Annotated in this window: 15 protein-coding genes and 3 pseudogenes; 12 read left to right on the top strand and 6 right to left on the bottom strand. The window is 59.4% G+C overall.

Going from position 1 to position 17664, the window contains the following annotated elements:
* Nucleotides 1–513 precede the first annotated feature (513 nt).
* Nucleotides 514–684 (bottom strand): annotated as a pseudogene (locus ACP7E0_RS32995) (hybrid sensor histidine kinase/response regulator); the annotation flags it as partial.
* An 18-nt stretch (nt 685–702) separates the two neighbouring features.
* Entirely contained in the window at nt 703–1698 is a 996-nt protein-coding gene (locus tag ACP7E0_RS32990; protein WP_426131354.1) for an AraC family transcriptional regulator, read from the bottom strand.
* Nucleotides 1699–1815: 117 nt separating this feature from the next.
* Here ACP7E0_RS32990 and ACP7E0_RS32985 point away from each other — a divergent pair, with 117 nt between their 5' ends.
* The 4 genes and pseudogenes from ACP7E0_RS32985 to ACP7E0_RS32970 all read left to right on the top strand — a co-directional run bounded on the left by ACP7E0_RS32985 (nt 1816) and on the right by ACP7E0_RS32970 (nt 5747).
* Entirely contained in the window at nt 1816–2481 is a 666-nt protein-coding gene (locus ACP7E0_RS32985) for an SDR family NAD(P)-dependent oxidoreductase (protein WP_426131352.1), read from the top strand.
* A 26-nt stretch (nt 2482–2507) separates the two neighbouring features.
* Nucleotides 2508–3698, top strand: coding sequence for an acetyl-CoA C-acyltransferase (locus ACP7E0_RS32980; RefSeq protein ID WP_426131350.1), 1191 nt, complete (start codon nt 2508–2510; stop codon nt 3696–3698).
* A gap of 92 nt (nt 3699–3790) precedes the next feature.
* Nucleotides 3791–4909: a branched-chain amino acid ABC transporter substrate-binding protein gene (locus tag ACP7E0_RS32975; RefSeq protein ID WP_426131347.1), complete on the top strand. Its 1119-nt coding sequence runs from the start codon at nt 3791–3793 to the stop codon at nt 4907–4909.
* A gap of 94 nt (nt 4910–5003) precedes the next feature.
* Nucleotides 5004–5747: pseudogene (locus ACP7E0_RS32970) on the top strand (enoyl-CoA hydratase-related protein).
* Between the two features lie 36 nt (nt 5748–5783).
* Here the strand turns inward: ACP7E0_RS32970 and ACP7E0_RS32965 are convergent.
* Nucleotides 5784–6641 (bottom strand): LysR family transcriptional regulator, encoded by an 858-nt coding sequence (locus ACP7E0_RS32965; protein ID WP_426131345.1) that lies wholly within the window; start codon nt 6639–6641, stop codon nt 5784–5786.
* Nucleotides 6642–6740: 99 nt separating this feature from the next.
* Here ACP7E0_RS32965 and ACP7E0_RS32960 point away from each other — a divergent pair, with 99 nt between their 5' ends.
* From ACP7E0_RS32960 to ACP7E0_RS32935, 6 genes are read left to right on the top strand one after another with little or no spacing between them, the layout of a single operon-like run.
* Nucleotides 6741–8078: an aspartate aminotransferase family protein gene (locus ACP7E0_RS32960; RefSeq protein ID WP_426131343.1), complete on the top strand. Its 1338-nt coding sequence runs from the start codon at nt 6741–6743 to the stop codon at nt 8076–8078.
* A gap of 12 nt (nt 8079–8090) precedes the next feature.
* Nucleotides 8091–8552, top strand: coding sequence for a cobalamin B12-binding domain-containing protein (locus tag ACP7E0_RS32955; protein WP_426131341.1), 462 nt, complete (start codon nt 8091–8093; stop codon nt 8550–8552).
* 50 nt (nt 8553–8602) lie between these two features.
* Nucleotides 8603–9541, top strand: coding sequence for a methylmalonyl Co-A mutase-associated GTPase MeaB (gene meaB / locus ACP7E0_RS32950; protein WP_426131339.1), 939 nt, complete (start codon nt 8603–8605; stop codon nt 9539–9541).
* Nucleotides 9538–11238 (top strand): methylmalonyl-CoA mutase family protein, encoded by a 1701-nt coding sequence (locus ACP7E0_RS32945; protein ID WP_426131337.1) that lies wholly within the window; start codon nt 9538–9540, stop codon nt 11236–11238. The genes meaB and ACP7E0_RS32945 overlap by 4 nt, the downstream gene beginning before the upstream one ends.
* A 14-nt stretch (nt 11239–11252) precedes the next feature.
* Nucleotides 11253–12008 (top strand): enoyl-CoA hydratase/isomerase family protein, encoded by a 756-nt coding sequence (locus ACP7E0_RS32940; RefSeq protein ID WP_426131335.1) that lies wholly within the window; start codon nt 11253–11255, stop codon nt 12006–12008.
* A complete protein-coding gene (locus ACP7E0_RS32935; protein ID WP_426131333.1) occupies nt 12005–13636 on the top strand; it encodes an AMP-binding protein in 1632 nt (543 codons plus the stop codon). Before ACP7E0_RS32940 ends, ACP7E0_RS32935 begins: the two co-directional genes overlap by 4 nt.
* Before the next feature lie 254 nt (nt 13637–13890).
* Here the strand turns inward: ACP7E0_RS32935 and ACP7E0_RS32930 are convergent.
* Both ACP7E0_RS32930 and ACP7E0_RS32925 read right to left on the bottom strand, forming a co-directional pair.
* Nucleotides 13891–14129 (bottom strand): annotated as a pseudogene (locus tag ACP7E0_RS32930) (hypothetical protein); the annotation flags it as partial.
* Between the two features lie 105 nt (nt 14130–14234).
* Nucleotides 14235–14519, bottom strand: a complete 285-nt coding sequence (locus tag ACP7E0_RS32925; protein ID WP_426131331.1) for a TetR/AcrR family transcriptional regulator — start codon at nt 14517–14519, stop codon at nt 14235–14237.
* A gap of 419 nt (nt 14520–14938) precedes the next feature.
* On the opposite strand from ACP7E0_RS32925, the gene ACP7E0_RS32920 reads away from it, so the two are divergent.
* Entirely contained in the window at nt 14939–15280 is a 342-nt protein-coding gene (locus ACP7E0_RS32920) for a hypothetical protein (protein ID WP_426131329.1), read from the top strand.
* 453 nt (nt 15281–15733) lie between these two features.
* On the opposite strand, the gene ACP7E0_RS32915 is transcribed toward ACP7E0_RS32920, so the two are convergent.
* Nucleotides 15734–16474, bottom strand: coding sequence for an alpha/beta fold hydrolase (locus tag ACP7E0_RS32915; RefSeq protein ID WP_426131327.1), 741 nt, complete (start codon nt 16472–16474; stop codon nt 15734–15736).
* A gap of 102 nt (nt 16475–16576) precedes the next feature.
* On the opposite strand from ACP7E0_RS32915, the gene ACP7E0_RS32910 reads away from it, so the two are divergent.
* Nucleotides 16577–17470, top strand: a complete 894-nt coding sequence (locus ACP7E0_RS32910) for a LysR family transcriptional regulator (protein ID WP_426131325.1) — start codon at nt 16577–16579, stop codon at nt 17468–17470.
* The last annotated feature ends 194 nt before the right edge of the window (nt 17471–17664 follow it).

Raw genomic sequence — 17664 nt, 5'->3', positions numbered from 1 at the left:
CGAAGTTTTTCGTTAGACGCTTTTTCATCGCCGATGCTTTAGGCGACCTGACGTTCCGCTTCGATCTGCAGCGAAGCAGCCTGCTCGCCGCAAGTACCGATTTGATCTTGCGCGGTATCATGGGCTCAGGTTTGTATCGCCAGGTTTCATGGACCCATGCCGTCTGTATATGCTGGTACCTGCTCGTCTAAGCCCGCCCTTGCTGGCTCCTCAATCACGCAACCGCTGGAGCCATGGTCTGCTCCGAAAGGGTTTGTCGGTGGATCCATGGCTGTCTGCGGAGCTGGGGCCGGTTGCTATGAGGGGAGCCGCATAGGCAGAAGATCTAAGGGCGTACTTCCGGGGCAGTCGATCCTGTTTTCAGTGTTGCGACGCTTTGCTAAGGCCCATCAAGGCGTCCATTGCCCGATCAAAGGTTCCATTCCGATTTTGAGCGAGGTTGAACAGGATAACGAAAGTCGTGCAGGCTGCTCCATCCTTTCGTTCGAATAAAAGTCCCGCAGCATCAAGGACAAGACTGGATTGCAGGCGCGCGTACCGGTCGTCAAGTTCGGCATTGGCTGTCTCGATTGTCAACTTGCCCCCACTCGGCATCGCATCCCTTGCGTTGACCGCGAGATTGAGGACGGCATTCTCCAGTTGACCCATATCGGCATAGGTGGGCCAGAGACCTCCGGCCAGCAGTCGCGCAGTCAGAAGCACTCAGTCGACCTTTCTTGTATTTCTACGAAACGAGGCAGGGCTAACACCTGCCCACTTGCGAAATGCGCGATGAAATGCGCTGGGCTCGGAGAAGCCGAGTTCGATGGCCAGATCCGCGACGCTCAGATTTCCGTTGAGCAGCGCTTCCATCGCCAAGGCCCTGCGCATCTCATCTTTCAGCGAGCGATAGTTCTCCCCTTCGAGTTGCAGTCTTCGCCGAAGAGTGGCGACGGACAATCGCAGGCGATCGGCAAGTACTTCGAGGCTCGGCCACGCCGAAGGCGAACTGGCGTGCAGCTTCTCTCGGATAGTCGCCGCCAGGCCGGCGTCATGGCGATAGCGAACCAAGATATTGGCGGGCGCATGTCGCAGGAAGTCGCGCAGCGAACGCTCGTCACGGATTGGCGGAAGCTTGAGGAATTGGGCATCAAATATGAGCCGGGTCTGCGGCTGGTCAAAGCGTACTGGTGCTCCGAAAAACAGGCGATAGTCGGTGCCGACCGGCGGCGCGCTACAGCGGAAATCGACCCGCCGGATCGGCAGGCGACGACCGACGAGCCAACAATTGACGCCGTGGACGATGATCCAGAACGTGCGATAGGCAAACGCCGATCGGACCTCACCCGCATCTTTAAGAACGATCTGGGCAAGCCCATCCTCGACGACGAGCTCGCCATGGGGATCATCCAGCACGACGCGCAGGAAGCGAAGTTCCCGACGCAGTGCATGCTCCAGCGATGAAGTCGACAGGATCGCTTGACAGAGCAAGGCGAAGCTTCCCGCTCGCATGGGTCGCGCGCCTTCGCCGAAGAACTCGTCGTCCGTCGCCTGCGCGACGGCATGCCACAAGGCGCCGTATTGTTCTGAGGAGATTGGCCGGTCGATCTCGCGCGGCAAACCTACGCTCTCAAGCAGTGCTGCCGCATCCACCCCATTGCGGCGAAGGCAGTCGAGCGTATCGTCCACGAAGCATGGTGCGATCATGCGGCGTTCCATAGTCCCTCCAATTCGAAAACATGGCAAAATCCAGCACCAAATCTCAAATCTATTGTCATTGTATACCACTTTTCTCCTCCGCAACATGTGCTCGAAGTCGGGCGGGGGAAGATCGAGGTGAAAATCAGGGATAGTGCGTTCGTCGTCACCGGTGCGAGCTCGGGTCTTGGTGCTGCGGTAACTCGCATGCTGCTCGGGGAAGGGGCGGAGATCTCCGAGGCACTTGCATTTGCCAAGCAGGCTTTTGGCCATATTCATGGCCTGGTCAATTGCGCCGGTGTGGCGCCCGGCGAGAAAATCCTTGGCCAAGCAGGTCCGCACGCGCTTGAAAGCTTCGCCGGGGCTGTGTCGATCAACCTTGTCGGCACTTTCAATATGCTGCGGCTGGCGGCTGATGTCATTGCAAGAGAAGCGCCGGATGAAGAGGGCGAGCGCGGCATCATCATCAACACCGCATCAATCGCCGCTTTCGACGGGCAGATCGGACAGGCGGCGTATGCACCATCCAAAGGCGGTGTGGCGGCACTCACATTGCCGGCCGCGCGTGAACTCGCGCGCCACGGAATACGCGTCGTGGCCATCGCTCCGGGCATCTTCGAAACGCCGATGGTATCGGGAATGCCGAAGCAGGTTCAGGACACCCTCGGGGCAAGCGTGCCATTTCCGCCCCGGCTTGGCCGGCCGGAGGAATATGCCGCGCTAGTGAAGCACATTTGCGAAAACACGATGCTCAATGGCGAGGTGATCCGCCTCGACGGGGCATTGCGCATGGCGCCGCGCTAGGCGCGGTGGATGAAAGGATGCTTGGAATGAACATGGCCAATCCAGTGATTTTCGCGGGCAGTGCACGTACGCCCCTCGGCAGCTTTCAGGGCGAATTTAAAGATATCGCGGCAGTCGAACTCGGCGCCGTCGTGATCCGTGCTGGTCTCGAACGCGCCGGTGTCCAACCCGATAGCATCGACGAGGTCTTGTTCGGTTGCGTGCTAACGGCGGGCCTCGGGCAAGCGCCGGCCCGGCAGGCCGCGATCGGCGCCGGCCTGCCGTCGTCGGTGGGGGCCACGACGGTGAACAAGATGTGTGGCTCGGGCACGAAAGCGGTGATGCTTGCTCATGACCTCATCCTCGCAGCCTCCGCTACAGTGGTTGTGGCCGGCGGAATGGAGAGCATGACCAACGCACCTTACCTGCTCGATCGCGCCCGGTCGGGCTATCGCATGAGGCACGGCAAGGTAATCGATCACATGTTCCTCGACGGTCTCGAGGATGCCTATGACCGGGGGAGGTTGATGGGAAGCTTCGCCGAGGACTGCGCCGAGGCCTATCAGTTTACCCGCGACGCGCAGGATGCGTTTGCCATCGCTTCTCTTGAAAAGGCGCAGAAGGCCATGCGCGATGGAAGCTTCGCGAACGAGATCGTGCCCTTCACTGTAAAGTCAAAGAGCGGTTCGTCCATAGTGAATGACGACGAGCAGCCGCGCAGGGCCCGCATCGACAAGATACCGACCTTGAAGCCGGCATTCCGTGATGGCGGGACCGTGACGGCGGCGAATGCGTCATCGATCTCGGACGGTGCGGCGGCGCTGATTCTCATGCGTCATTCGGAGGCCGAGAGGCGGGGTGTCGCGCCGCTCGCCTTGATCCGCGGCCATGCGACCTATGCCAGCGAGCCCAATCTCTTTGCCACTGCGCCGATCGGCGCCATCAGGAAGCTCTGCCAGGTCGTCGGCTGGGATATCCGGGATGTGGACCTCTTCGAGATCAACGAGGCCTTTGCCGTCGTGCCGATGGCCGCGATGCGCGACCTCGATCTGCCGGAGGACAAGATGAACGTCCACGGCGGCGCCTGTGCGCTTGGTCATCCCATCGGCGCGTCAGGCGCGCGGGTGGTTGTCACGCTGGTGTCGGCACTTCGGAAATATGGCCTCAAACGCGGCATCGCCGCCGCCTGCATCGGCGGCGGGGAAGGCACGGCAATCGCGGTAGAATTGATGTCCTGATCCACCACCGACACATCGATCGGCTTTCTGTGGTGCGCGGGCACCTCATGAAAGTTTCTCCAACGCCCGCGAAGTATACTGGGAGCGCATCAATGAAAAAATCACTTCTGTCCTCTGTCGTGCTCACGGCACTCGTCGCCCTTGGCGGCAATGCGTGGGCGGATATCGTCATCGGCGTCGCCGGGCCCATGACCGGCCCCAATGCGGCGTTCGGCGCGCAACTTCTTAAAGGCGCCGAGCAAGCCGCGGCCGATATCAACGCCGCCGGCGGCATCCTCGGGCAGCAGATCAAGGTCGTGGTCGGCGACGATGTCTCAGATCCGAAGCAGGGTATTTCGGTCGCCAACAAGTTCGTTGGCGACGGAGTCAAATACGTGGTCGGGCATTTCAATTCTGGCGTCTCCATTCCGGCATCTGAAGTCTATGCTGAAAACGGCGTGCTCGAGATCACACCGGCCTCGACCAATCCACAATATACCGAGCGAGGCCTCTGGAACACATTCCGCACATGTGGCCGCGACGACCAGCAGGGCAAGGTTGCAGGTGACTATATTGCTGCAAGCTTCAAGGACGCCAAGATCGCGATCGTGCATGACAAGACGCCCTACGGACAGGGTCTGGTCGATGTCGCCAAGCAGGTGCTGAACGAGAAGGGCATCAACGAAGTGCTCTATGAAGGCATCAACAGCGGCGAGAAGGACTTCTCAGCGCTGATTGCCAAGATGAAGGAATCCGGTGTATCGCTCATCTATTTCGGCGGTCTTCACACCGAGGCGGGCCTCATCATTCGCCAGTTGAGCGACCAGGGCCTGAAGGCGACCCTGTTCTCCGGCGACGGCATGGTGTCCAGCGAACTGGCTTCGATCGCGGGCGATGGCGTCGTTGGCACGCTGAACACATTCGCACCGGATCCCCGCAAGAACCCCGAGGCCAAGGACATCGTGGAGAGATTCCGCGCTTCCGGCTTCGAGCCGGAGGCTTATACGCTCTATTCCTACGCGGCATTGCAGATCGTTGCCGCCGCCATTGTCAAGACCGGTTCGGCCGACGACGCCAAGAAGGTCGCGGAAACCATCAAGGCCGGAGGTCCATGGAAGACGACGCTCGGCGAGATCAGCTATGATGCCAAGGGTGACATCACCCGACCTGATTATGTCATTTACGAATGGCGGAAAGGCGACGACGGAAAGCCGACTTACTTCGAGAAGTAATCATTATCGACCGCACACAGTCGTGAAGACAGCAAGCCGCCGGAGCAATCCGGCGACTTGTCATGATAAAATCGCCTGCCGGGAGAGGCCAGCCATAAGCGAATCCCTTGTTATCACTCGCGAGGAGCGCGTTGTGCTCGTACAGATGAATCGGCCGGACGTGCTCAATGCCCTGAGTTCCAAGATGATGAATGAACCTGCCGAGACCCTGAAGCCGTTAGACCGCGGCCCCTCGGTCGGCTGTTTCGTGCTGACGGGGGCTGGGAAGGCGTTCGCCGCCGGTGCCGATATCAAGGAAATGGTCGACAAGCCTTACATAGTCATGTTCCACGAGGATTTCTTTGCCGGCCGGGGGGAAGTTCTACAGCCTGCGCACGCCGAAGATCGCCGCTGTTTCGGGCTTTGCCCTCGGCGGCGGCTGCGAACTGGCGATGTCGGCGAAGTTCGGCCAGCCTGAGATCAAGCTCGGCGTCATTCCCGGCATGGGCGGCTCGCATCGGCTAACGCGCCTGATCGGTCGGGCGAAGGCTATAGACATGATTCTCACTGGCCGGATGATGGATGCCGAAGAAGCTGAGCGCAGCGGCCTCGGCGCGCGCGTCTTCGAAAACGCCAAGCTGATCGAAGAGGCGATGAAGGCGGCAGGACGATCGCTTCCTACGGTAAGGCGTCGACTGTGGCGGCCGTAGAGGCCGTCGACAGGGCCGATGAAGTGTCGCTGCGCGAGGGCCTGCTGGTCGAACGCCGCGTCTTCAACTCGCTGTTCGCCACCGAGGATCAGAAGGAAGGCATGGTTGCATTCGTGACGAAACGTTCGCCGAACTTCAGGAGACGATGAGGCGGCAGCCTACAGTTTTCGGTGTTTCCCACATCGCTAGAGAGTTTTCAGCATCCTCCTGACATGGTCCGCGAAGGCAGTCACAGCTGCGGTCTGTTCAGCATCCGGCAAGGCGACGAGAATTCCAAGATGCGGCAGCTTGGGCAGCGGCGCGTTGAGAATATTGAGGTCAGGCGGCACCGCGCCTTCCGTCATGACGCTGATGGCCAGTCCTGACCGCGCCACGGCGATCAGACCGGCAATGCTGTTGCTCGCGTAAGATATATTGTAGCGCAGGCCCGAACCGTCCATCGCTTCGCATGCGGCCCTGTGGTCCATCGCGTTCGATGCCGGAAGTGCCAGTGGCAAGGTGTCGGCGAAATCGTGCAGTTCGAGCGACGCCTTGCTGCCTACCCAGACCAGTGGTTCCGTGCGCACGATATTCTCTAGATCGTTCAGATTGGGCGTCGAGACCAGCGCAATATCCACTTTCCTCGATTGCAGCAGGGCCTTCAGCTCCACCGTCGGGGCCGCCACCACCTTGATATCGACATCGGGATATTTGCTGCCGAAGCTTCTCAGCAAACTCGGAAAGAATGCGACGAGGTAATCTTCCGGGCTGCCGAACACGATCGAGCCGTGCAGGCCTTTGCCCGAGAAGGTCGAGATCGCCTCGTCATGCATTTTCAGGATGCGCTCGGCATAAACAAGGAAACGCTCGCCCGCGCCGGTAAGGCGGACACCATTGCCGCTCCGGTGGAGCAGGGTCTGGCCAAGTGTCTCCTCAAGGCGCTGCATCTGCATGGTCACCGCAGATTGCGTCCGGCCGACCTGAACTGCCGTTACGCTCAGCGAGCCCGAATGCGCGGCTTGAACGAAGGTGACCAGCAATCTCGGGTCGAGCGGATTCAACATATCAATTTTCCTTATAACGCAATCCAAGAACTATCAATTTTACAGGAAATCCGCTACTAGATATTATCCGCGCTGACAGCAAAACGGTCGGAGGCGGGGATGTCGAACAATCAGGATCGCAAATTCTGGGCGGCTGCGGATAAGCACTTGATCCGCTATGGCGGCAGCTTCGATCCGGCGATTATCGAGCGCGCTGAAGGCTCTTATGTCTATGACGCGGATGACCGCCCGATCCTCGATTTCACCTCGGGGCAGATGAGCGCCCTGCTCGGCCACTCGCATCCCAAGATCGTCGCGACCGTCCAGCGCCAGATGGCGACGGTCGCCCACCTCTTCAGCGGAATGCTGTCCCGCCCTGTGGTCGATCTCGCCGAGCGGCTCGCGGCACTCGCACCCGGGCTGGACAAGGTGATCCTGTTGTCCACCGGCGCGGAGTCAAACGAAGCGGCTATTCGCATAGCAAAGCTGGTGACCGGCAAGCATGAGATCGTCGCATTCTCCAAAAGCTGGCACGGCATGACCGGAGCGGCAGCATCGGCGACTTACAGCGCCGGCCGCAAGGGATATGGACCCGGCATGGCCGGTTCTCTCGCAATCCAGGCGCCCAATGCCTTCCGCCCACGCTTCAAGAATGCCGATGGAAGTCTGGACTGGCGCACGGAGCTGGATGACGCCTTCGATCTCATCGACAGCCAGTCAACCGGAAGCCTCGCCGCTTTCGTCGCTGAGCCAATCTTGTCGAGCGGCGGCATGCTGGTGCTGCCCAAAGGCTATCTCGCTGCGCTGAAGGAGAAATGCCGCGAGCGTGGCATGCTGCTCATCCTCGATGAAGCGCAGACCGGCATCGGCCGAACCGGAGATATGTTCGCCTTTCAGCGAGACGGCGTGACCCCCGATATTCTCACGCTTTCCAAGACTATCGGAGCGGGCCTGCCTCTGGCCGCGGTCATGACGACGACCGAGATCGAGGCCACTGCCCATGAGCGCGGCTTTCTCTTCTACACGACCCATGTCTCCGACCCCCTGCCGGCCGCCATCGGGCTTGCCGTGCTCGATGTGGTCGAGGAGGAACGCCTCGTCGAGCGGGCGCGCGTGATCGGCAAGCGCCTGTTCGACGGGCTGGTTCAGCTGAAGCAGCGCTATGAATGCGTGGGCGATGTGCGAGGCCGCGGCCTGATGCTGGGCGTCGAAATCGTTAGGGGATCCGATGATAAAAGCCCCGATCACGAGCTCGGCAGCCAAATTGCGGCGGAAGCGTTCAGGCGTGGGCTGAGCATGAATATCGTCAAGCTTCCCGGCATGGGCGGGGTTTTCCGCATTGCCCCACCACTGACGATTTCGGAAGGCGACATCGACCTGGGGCTCGGGATCATCGCCCAATCCATCGAGGCAGCATTGGTGGCCCGGACGGCCGCTCCCGGGATCGCGGCGGAATAGGACAATCTGGATATGACCGATAGCGACATGACGGCCCGGGCACCCGGCGCAGCGACGGAGACGCATGCACCCGGAATGATTAGGGTGTTGGTTGCCAAGCTCGGCCTCGATGGCCATGATCGCGGGGCGAAAATCGTGGCGCGCATCCTGCGCGACGCCGGCATGGAGGTCATCTATACCGGCCTCTACAAGTCGCCCATCGAGGTGGTCAGGGCTGCCGTGCAGGAAGACGTCGACGTGATCGGCGTCAGTCTTCTCTCCGGATCGCATGTTCCGCTTTTCAGGGAACTGGGCCGCTGTCTCCGGCAGGAGCAAGCCGACCATATTTTCGTCGTGGCAGGGGGCGTCATTCCGGAACAGGATTACGCCGCCCTGCTCGAAAGCGGCGTAGATGCCATCGTCCCGCAGGAGGCGCGCGCCGACCTGATCGTCACCACGATCAGCGATCTCGTCGCCGCTCGCGGCCAGATATGACGGCTGCTACTCTGACAAAGACGCCTCGGCGCGCGAGATATACGCCATCGATGGACCTGGTTCCCTTGGTTCTAGAAGGCCATGTTCCAGCGATCGCGCGGATGATCTCGCGCGCCGAGGCTGCCTATCCCGAAGCCGCGGATGCACTCGCGGAAATCTACAAGCATGCCGGCCAGGCGCATATCGTCGGCATTACCGGGGTGCCCGGCGCCGGCAAATCGACGCTGGTCTCGGCGCTCATCAAGGCACTCGCTTCGGCCGGGCACAAGGTGGGTGTTGTTGCGGTCGATCCCAGCAGTCCGTTTTCGGGAGGCGCGATCCTGGGCGACCGGGTGCGAATGAGCGATGCGGCGGCAACGTCAGGCGCTTTTGTTCGCAGCATGGCGACCCGCGGCAATCTCGGCGGCCTCGCGCGCTCGACGCTGGAGGCGGTCGATATTCTCGATGCCGCCGGCTATTCGCCCGTCATCATCGAGACGGTTGGCGTCGGGCAGGATGAAGTCGAAGTCGCGTCAGCGGCGCATACGATCGTTGTCCTTTCGGCGCCCGGGCTTGGCGACGACATACAGGCAATCAAGGCAGGAATCCTTGAGATCGCCGATATCCACGCGGTCAGCAAAAGTGACAAACCCGAGGCCGCGGCAACGGTCGCGGCTCTCCAGGGAATGATGGCACTGGGTGCTGCCATGACGGACACGCGCTGGAATCCGCCGATCCTTGCGGTCAGTTCGTTATCAGGCGATCGCGTTCGCGAGCTAGTGGATGCGATTTCCAAGCACTGGACACACCTCCAGGAAAACGACGAACTTTGTGGACGGCGCCACAGCATTGCGAGAACACGCATTCTCGCCACCGCCAGGCACCTTTTTCAACGGAAATTCGATGAAGGCGATGGGAGCCTCGACGGCTATGTCGAGGCGGTGATCCGCAGGGCGATCGATCCCTCGGCCGCCGCGCGCCTACTATTGGGCTGGGAGAAAAACACGTGAGCAAGACGACGCTGTTCTCGCCAGAGGCGATCGATGACATCGGCAGGCGGCAGGCCGAATGGGAAGGCGCCGAGCTTGCGGCGACGCTCAGAAGCCGGCCGGAGGAGAAGCAGGTATACGAGACCGAGAGCGGCATCCCGCTCAAGCGGATCTACACACCCGCCGACGTCGCCGACATTGCGCCGGAAGAACTCGGCTTCCCTGGCGCCTATCCGTTTACGCGGGGCGCTTACCCGACCATGTATCGCGGCCGTCCCTGGACGATCAGGCAGGTTGCCGGCTTCGGCAATCCGGAAGCCACCAACCAGCGCTACAAATATATGATCCAGACGGGGCAGACCGGGCTCTCCACCGACTTCGACCTGCCGACGCTGCTCGGTCTCGACTCCGACGATCCGATGGCATTTGGCGAAGTGGGACGGGTCGGCGTCGCGATCGATACGATGGATGATGTCGATCGGCTATTCGATGGCATCGATCTCGAGACCATTTCAGTGTCGCTGACGATCAACCCGTCGGCCTGGGTAGTCTATGCGATGTTCGTCGCTGTCGCCGAGAAACGCGGCTATGATCTGAACAAGCTGACCGGGACGCTGCAGGCAGACCCGCTCAAGGAATATGTCGCGCAGAAGGAATGGATTTATCCGGTCAGGCCTGCGGTCCGCCTGCTCCGCGACCTGATCATGTACAGCTCAAAGGCTACGCCAAAGCTTAACCCGATCAGCCTGAGCGGATACCATCTCTCGGATGTGGGCGGCAACGCGATCCAGGAAATCGCCTTCATCATGGCCTTCACCATCGCCTATTGCGAGGAGATCATCGACGCCGGAATGGACATCGATGATTTCGCGCCGAGGCTGTCGTTCTTCTTCATCAGCCACCAGGATTTCTTCGAGCAGATCTGCAAGTTCAGGGCGGCACGGCGCGTATATGCGAAGATCATGTCCGAGTGGTTCAGCGCCAAAAAGCCGGAATCGATGCGGCTGCGCGTGCATGTGCAGACTGCTGCGATGAGCCTCACCAAGGTCGAGCATCACAATAACCTGATGCGAACGGCGATCCAGGCACTCGGTGCGGTGTTGGGCGGCTGCCAGAGCATGCACACCAATGGATTGGACGAGGCTTTCGCCATCCCAACCGAGGAGGCCATGAAATTGGCGATCCGCACCCAGCAGATCATCCGCGAAGAGATCAACGTGACATCGGTGATCGATCCCTTAGGCGGATCATACTTCATCGAGAGCTTGACCCGGGACATGGAAACCGAGATCTGGAAGGTTCTGGATGAGGTGCGCGAGCGCGGCGGCGCGATCAAGCTGGTCGAGGAGGGCTGGTTCCAGCAGAAGCTGGCAGATTCGGCCTATGCGACGTTCAAGAAGATCGATTCAGGAGAAAAGGTTTCGGTCGGCGTCAACAAGCATGTCGATGAGGCGAGCGCGCAGGCTGAGGTCTATATCCACCCCTATGACGAGGAATGCACCCAGTTGCAGATCGATCGCTTAAATGCCGTGCGCGCCAGCCGCGACAACACGCATGTGCAGCGGCTCATGCACGAACTCGCCGAACAGGCGAGATCCGACGACATCAACCTGCTGCCAAAGACGATCGAACTTGTGAAGGCCAGGGCGACGCTGGGCGAGATTTGCAGCGCGCTCCGGGACGTATGGGGTTGCTATGCCGAACCGATGATCGTCTGAGAGAGAACGAGGCAATGAACAATGCGGTAATTTCCACCCATCAAGACACTATAGCGTGGGTGAAGCTCAACAGGCCGGAACGGCTCAATGCCATGAACCGGCAACTGGTCGATGCCCTCTCGGAGGCGCTCGCGAAGGCCGAGGCCGACGATGCCGTCCGTGTCGTCATCCTCCATGGCGAAGGCCGGGCCTTCTGCTCGGGTGACGACCTCAAGGATCTCGATGCGCAGACCGTATCGCCTGAAGCGACACAGGATTGGGTCGAGTCCATCCAGAATATCACGGTGCAAATCATGCGGTCGCGCAAGATCGTCATCGCCGCCGTTCACGGCTGGTGCGTCGGCGGCGCGCTGGAATGGGCGGTGAACTGCGATTTCCGCATCTTCTCCGAAAAGGCCCGGTGGTTCTTTCCGGAAGTCTCCTACGGCCTTTTCGTGACCGGTGGCGTCACCGCGCTGCTGACCAAGCAGGCCGGCCCGCAGGTGGCGAAAGAGCTGATGATTCTCGGGGAGCGGCACGATGCGCAGAGGGCGATGGAGGTCGGCATCGCCTGGAAGATCGTTCCGGACGACCAGTTGCTGGACACGGCAAGGACGCTGGCACTGGTGATTGCGGATAGGCCTGCTCGCGCGGTCGCCGAGATCAAGTTCGCCATCAATGAAGGATTTCACTCGTCGCTCGAGCAAGCGATGGCACTGGAGACCATATCGACCGTCAGCGGCTTTCTTTCTACGGAAGCACAGGCACGGGCAAAAGAGTTTTGGACATGACGATGATCCTGCAAGAGCCTCGCTTCCTAAACATTCCGGGCATGCGTGACGACGACATAGAAAGACGGACGCTGCCTGACATTCTTCGTCATCAGGCCGAGCGGCTAGGCAACAAGCCATTTATCGACATATGCGGGCGATCTGCCGGATTCGAGGACATGCTGCATGTCTCGCTCCAACTGGCGGGAGGATTGCACACGCTGGGTGTCGAGAAATCAGACCGCGTGGCGATGCTCCTGCCGAACTGTTTCGAGCTGGTGGCGACGTGGTTTGCGGTTTCCCATCTCGGCGCCATCGAGGTGCCGAATAATCCGGGGCTAAAGGGCGACTTGCTCTGCCACAACCTCAATAACTCCGGCGCGGAAGTGCTGATCGCAGATGCTGCCGCGCTGCCGGAACTATCTAAGGTCCAAGCCAATCTGCCCGCGCTCCGCACACTCATTCTGGTCGGAACGGATGCGGCGGAGGCGAGAGCCGCTGGAGTCAGGATCGACCGGATCGTGAGGTTCGACGAATGCCTTGCTCCGCGCGCTGATTTCCAGTGCGCCGATGTTCATTACGCAGATCCTATGGCAATCCTATACACATCAGGCACGACGGGCCCCGCCAAGGGCGCGTTGATGTCGCACCATCACTGTTATTCCTGGGCGGCGGCCATGGAGGCCAATCTCGGTTATACGTCGGACGACAGCTATTTCTCGGCTCTACCGCTGTTTCACACCGATGCCCAGATGTTCGGCGTCTACCTTCCGCTCATCTACGGCACGAAAGCCACGATCGTAGATGGCTTCAGCGCGTCGAAATTCTGGGATCAGGTGCGCGCAAGCGGTGCGACGGCAACCAATCTTCTTGGCGCTATGGCCGTGATACTGATGCGCGCGCCGCCGGCAGACGACGACGCCGATAATCCTGTACGCGTCTGTCAGTGCATCCCCATGGTTCCCGATAAACAGGCTTTCGAACGCCGCTTCAACATGCAACTCGTCACGGGATACGGCCAGACCGAGACGAGTTTCGTGACGCTGGATACCGTCGAGGAAACGCGCCACGGTTCTTGCGGGCGTGCCCATCCCGATTGGGAGGTGGCGATCGTCGACGAGAGAGACCAGCTTCTGCCACCCGGTACCCTTGGCGAAATTGTATCGCGCCCCAGAAAAAGCTGGAGCATGTTCTCCGGCTACTACCGCGCCGAGGCAAAGACGGTCGAGACGCTGAGAAATCTCTGGTATCATTCGGGCGACGCAGGCGTGATGGACGCTGACGGCTGGTTGTACTTCAAGAGTCGGATGAACGAGGCGATTCGGCGCCGCGGCGAGAATATCTCGGCCTATGAAATCGAAACCGTGGCGGAAAGCCATCCTGATATCGTGGAATGCGCAGCTTTTGGCATTCCGTCGGCATTTACCGAAGAAGATATTATGATCGTTGCTATGCGCAGGAACGGATCGGCGCTGACGCCCGGTGATCTCATTGAGCATTTCCAGACTTCTGCTCCACGTCACATGGTGCCGCGATACATTGACATCACCGACATGTCCCTTCCGAGGACTCCCACCGAGAAAATCGCCAGGAACGTTCTGCGAAACAAAGGTGTAAGTGAGGCGACTTTCGATCGCGGTGATCGTTGACGTAAAGCGTGCGACTTAGTTCGCTCAGTCATGCCTTTGCGACAGTTTGCGGTGATGTCGTAAGCTCTTCTATTCCCATAAGTATGGCGTGTACCGGTATCTGGACGCAAAGTGATCTGCGCATCGCTACGCCAATCAGGCACTTTCGGGCGGACCAAAACGTCGGGCTTACGGTTCTACTCCGATTAAAGCGAAGAAGGCTGACGTCCAGTCATATGCGGAGATTATTTCCGCATATGACTGGACGTTCTGGATCAGCTATATATCGGAGGTTGCCAACCTTGAGTGAGATTCTTCGCCGCAACCGCCACCTTGCCCTGCGGTAGAAAGCGACCGTAATGCTGCTGAACGACATCCGGTGGATCCTGATGGCATACCTGGCCTGATCGTATGATCTGGGTCTGCTTGAGGAGATGCGTTGCCAAAAACCCAGAAGGTTATGCGGCCCGTGCGGCAGTAACCCCTTGATGGCTCCGCGGCCGGTATCGGGATTATCCTCCAGTTCCCCTCTCGTGACGGCTCGCTCGACCAGGGCGCGGGCGCGCTCGCGCGCGCCTTGCTGCATCGGCCGGATGGCTTTTGCCAGTGCCGGCTCGCGTCAGATCTGGGCATGGAGATCGACAAGGATGCGCCGGATCGTGCGGTGGCGCAGAACTCGACGGATTGCGAGGAGGACCGCCTCGAGATCGGCCTCCAGCGATCCCAAGTCGCCGGTCTCGGTGATCCGTAGCCCGACGCGCGTTAAAAGATCGCTCGCCATCTCCAGCTTCGAAGACCAGCGGCGGTAGAGCGCCGCCTTGCCCACCCCCGCGCGGCTCGCCACCCGTTCCAGGCTTATTCCCACATCACCTGTTTCGCCCCATTCCTCGAAAAAGGTCCGCACCAGAGCATCCGGACGCTCGCCCTACGGACGGCCGCTCCGCTTAGTCGTCGCGCCGGAAAATCGTCGGAACGTAATCGCTCCAATCGAGACTTAGACCATGACAGAAAAACAGCTATCTGATCAATTTTGTGGCACCTTAGAAGGTACGAAACCTCCAATAAAGATCAGCGTGTTTGCATCACTGACGCGACCCGCCCTTTGCCCGCGGCACGGGGTCAGCAAAACTTTCTCCGCCCATTCGGGTTACGATCGCTTGCGTTTGCGGCGTCGCCGCGGGCCACATGGTCCTTGGTCAAAATCAAGACGGGCACATTTACACAGGCGCTTGATCGAACCATATTGCCGCCAACAGAGGTAGGCCGTGGCAAGTCCTAGCCTTTTCTTGCCGTGCGCCTCTCCATTCGACCTAGGTCCGACCCATGAAACAGCGCCCTTACGAACTCATCATCGTTCTGCTTCTCGCCGTCATCTACTGGCAGGTATTCTCCATCATCTTCGATGTGCATGAACCCTGGGACGTGCCGATTTATTGGGTTGCCGCCTATCCCGCCTCCATCGTACTGTCTGCTATTGCTAGCTCGCTGTTGCGCACCGTGGGCTGGACGGCCGGCCCGGTCATCACCTTTGCGCAACTGCCAATCCTTCTCGAAAGCAACGATCTTGAACCAACGATCCTCTTCGCGATCGGCATCCTCGCGGCACTTTCCCTTCTTCCGGCCGCGGCTGCCGCGCTGGCGGCGCGCTTCACCAAAAAACCGTGATGCCGAAGGCGTTCCTCCTGTCCCTTGGATGACAGAAAGGGAGCGGGGCTCCTGCCCAAGAGGGCATGAGAAGACCGGTTCGCCGCAGTTGGATAAAGGGCTAGACCATGGCCAAGACCGCAACCGCTTACTTGCTGGGCCCAGAGGCCGGGCACCATTCACCCCGCGGAGGGCTTGTTCGGCCGCGTTGGCTCTGCGAAGTCTGGCAACCGCCTAGTATCATTAGACCTTTTCACGCCGTTCTGGATTACAGGCTTTTGCCGCCGCCTCTTTTCGATTTTGTTTCGTCCTAACCCGTTGCTGCCATGTTTGCCGGTGTATACTTCCTCTCCCACCCCGACCGCTATTCTGGACATAGGCGAGTCCAAGTGGAGTTGGCGCTGTGTGGGCGATAGAACACCGCGGACGTGATCAGTGACTACATCGACAGAATTTCTCATTTATTCTCACCCCTTAATTTACCGATGCCACCGCTTTGAGAATAACCTCTGCCGTCTCTTTCGGATGGGACATGTAAACCATATGGCTCGACACGATATCGCTCGTCTGCGTACCAGCGCGCTGGTACATCCAACGCAACAGAGCCGGTGGAATAACTTTGTCCTCCGTCGTCACGATGCCAAACGTGGGCTTCCCGTGCCAGGCGGCATGCTGAAATCTCGTCTGGTAGGGTTCGAGTGTCATCGGCTTTGACGATGCGGCCATAAAATCAGTGACGTCCTTGGGCAAGTCCGCAGCAATGCTATCGTGGTACGTGTTTGGAGATGGAACGAAGCTCTGGTTGTCGAGCATTTCCATGTCGATCTTCATGGGAAAACGCTGTGAAAGCTCGGTAAGATTTTCACCTTTGTCCGGTTGAAGCGCTGCGACATAGACCATCGCCTTCACGGTATCCTCGCTGCCAGCTTCTGTAATAACAGCGCCCCCATAGCTGTGCCCAACGAGCACCGTCGGGCCAATCTGCTGCTTCAAAATTAGACGGGTCGCCGCAATGTCATCGGCAAGGCTTGTATGCGGCAATTGAACAACACTGACGGAGAGGCCCTTGCTTTTCAGGAGGTCATGTACCTGCCGCCAACCCGAACCGTCCATGGTCGCACCATGGACGAGGACAACGTTCCTCGCATCGGCATAAGCGGGGCCGGAGATTGCCACGCCGGCAATGAAGGCGAACAAGAATTTCTTAATGGTCATCTCTACCTCGGTGTTTTGGATGTTGATGACTGGAAGATAACCGTTGCCGCTGTTATCTATTAGATCATGCAATTTGCATGAAGATATCGATGAGTTGAATAAATGGATCGTCTTGTCCTTCGTGATCTTGCTGTCTTCGAGACAGTCGCGAGACACCGGAGCTTCACCGCTGCGGCTGCAGAACTCGGGATTTCGCAATCCTCTCTCAGCTATGCCGTGAGCCAGCTTGAAGGCCGTATCGGCATGGCGCTCCTTGCACGCACCACGCGGAACGTCTCCCCAACGCAGGCGGGGCAAAGGCTGCTCGATACGTTGGTGCCGGCCCTCAAGGACATCGATGAAGGCTTGGCAAGCCTTCAGGAGATGCGCGAGACGATTGCGGGTTCGGTCCGCCTGACCATGGTCCCCGTCGCCTTTGAAACGATACTCAGGCCCGCCTTGAAATCTTTCAGGGAGACGTTTCCGAACGTCTCGGTCGAGGTCTCGCTTGACGAAGGTTTGAGCGACATTGTTGCCGAAGGATTTGACGGGGGTATCAGGTTTAACATGCTCGTCGAGAAGGACATGGTCTCAGTGCCTTTGACCCGGTCCACCGCGGTATCGATTGTCGCCTCACCCGACTATCTTGAAAAGTGGGGGGTGCCGGCCGATCCGGATGACCTCGTCAGTCACGCCTGTATCGGCTACCGTTATGTCAGCTCGACCAGGCTCTATCGATGGCCGCTGGCGAGAGGCAAAAAGAAAGCCGAGTACGAGACCGACGGAACTCTTGTGTTCAATGACGGCGCGGCGATCCGCGCTGCAGCGCTGGACGGACTCGGATTGGCCTACGTGTTTCGTTCGCAAGTGCGCAACGACATAGATTTAGGAAACCTTATTCCGGTGTTGACGGATTGGCTGCCAGACCTGCCCGGTTTCAGTCTCTACTATCCCAACAGAGTGCGGACGGCCCCTGCCTTCAGAGCAATGATCGATCATCTGAGAACGACAATATAGCTAACCTTACGACCGCATCTTGTGCACGCGGGGATTGGCGACCCTCGTTGCCGCGCTAACTTCGTTGGGAAAACAGTAACCGCCCGATTGGCACCGCCTGCCGCATAGCGCCTTGATGGCCTAAGACACGTGTTTAGCGACGTCGTTAGCGACGTGTCTTATGCGGGGATTGCGATGCGGGTTGAAATTCTTGG

Source organism: Pararhizobium sp. PWRC1-1 (assembly GCF_049897905.1).
Taxonomy (GTDB): domain Bacteria; phylum Pseudomonadota; class Alphaproteobacteria; order Rhizobiales; family Rhizobiaceae; genus Pararhizobium.
This window is presented reverse-complemented; position numbering and strand designations above follow the sequence as displayed.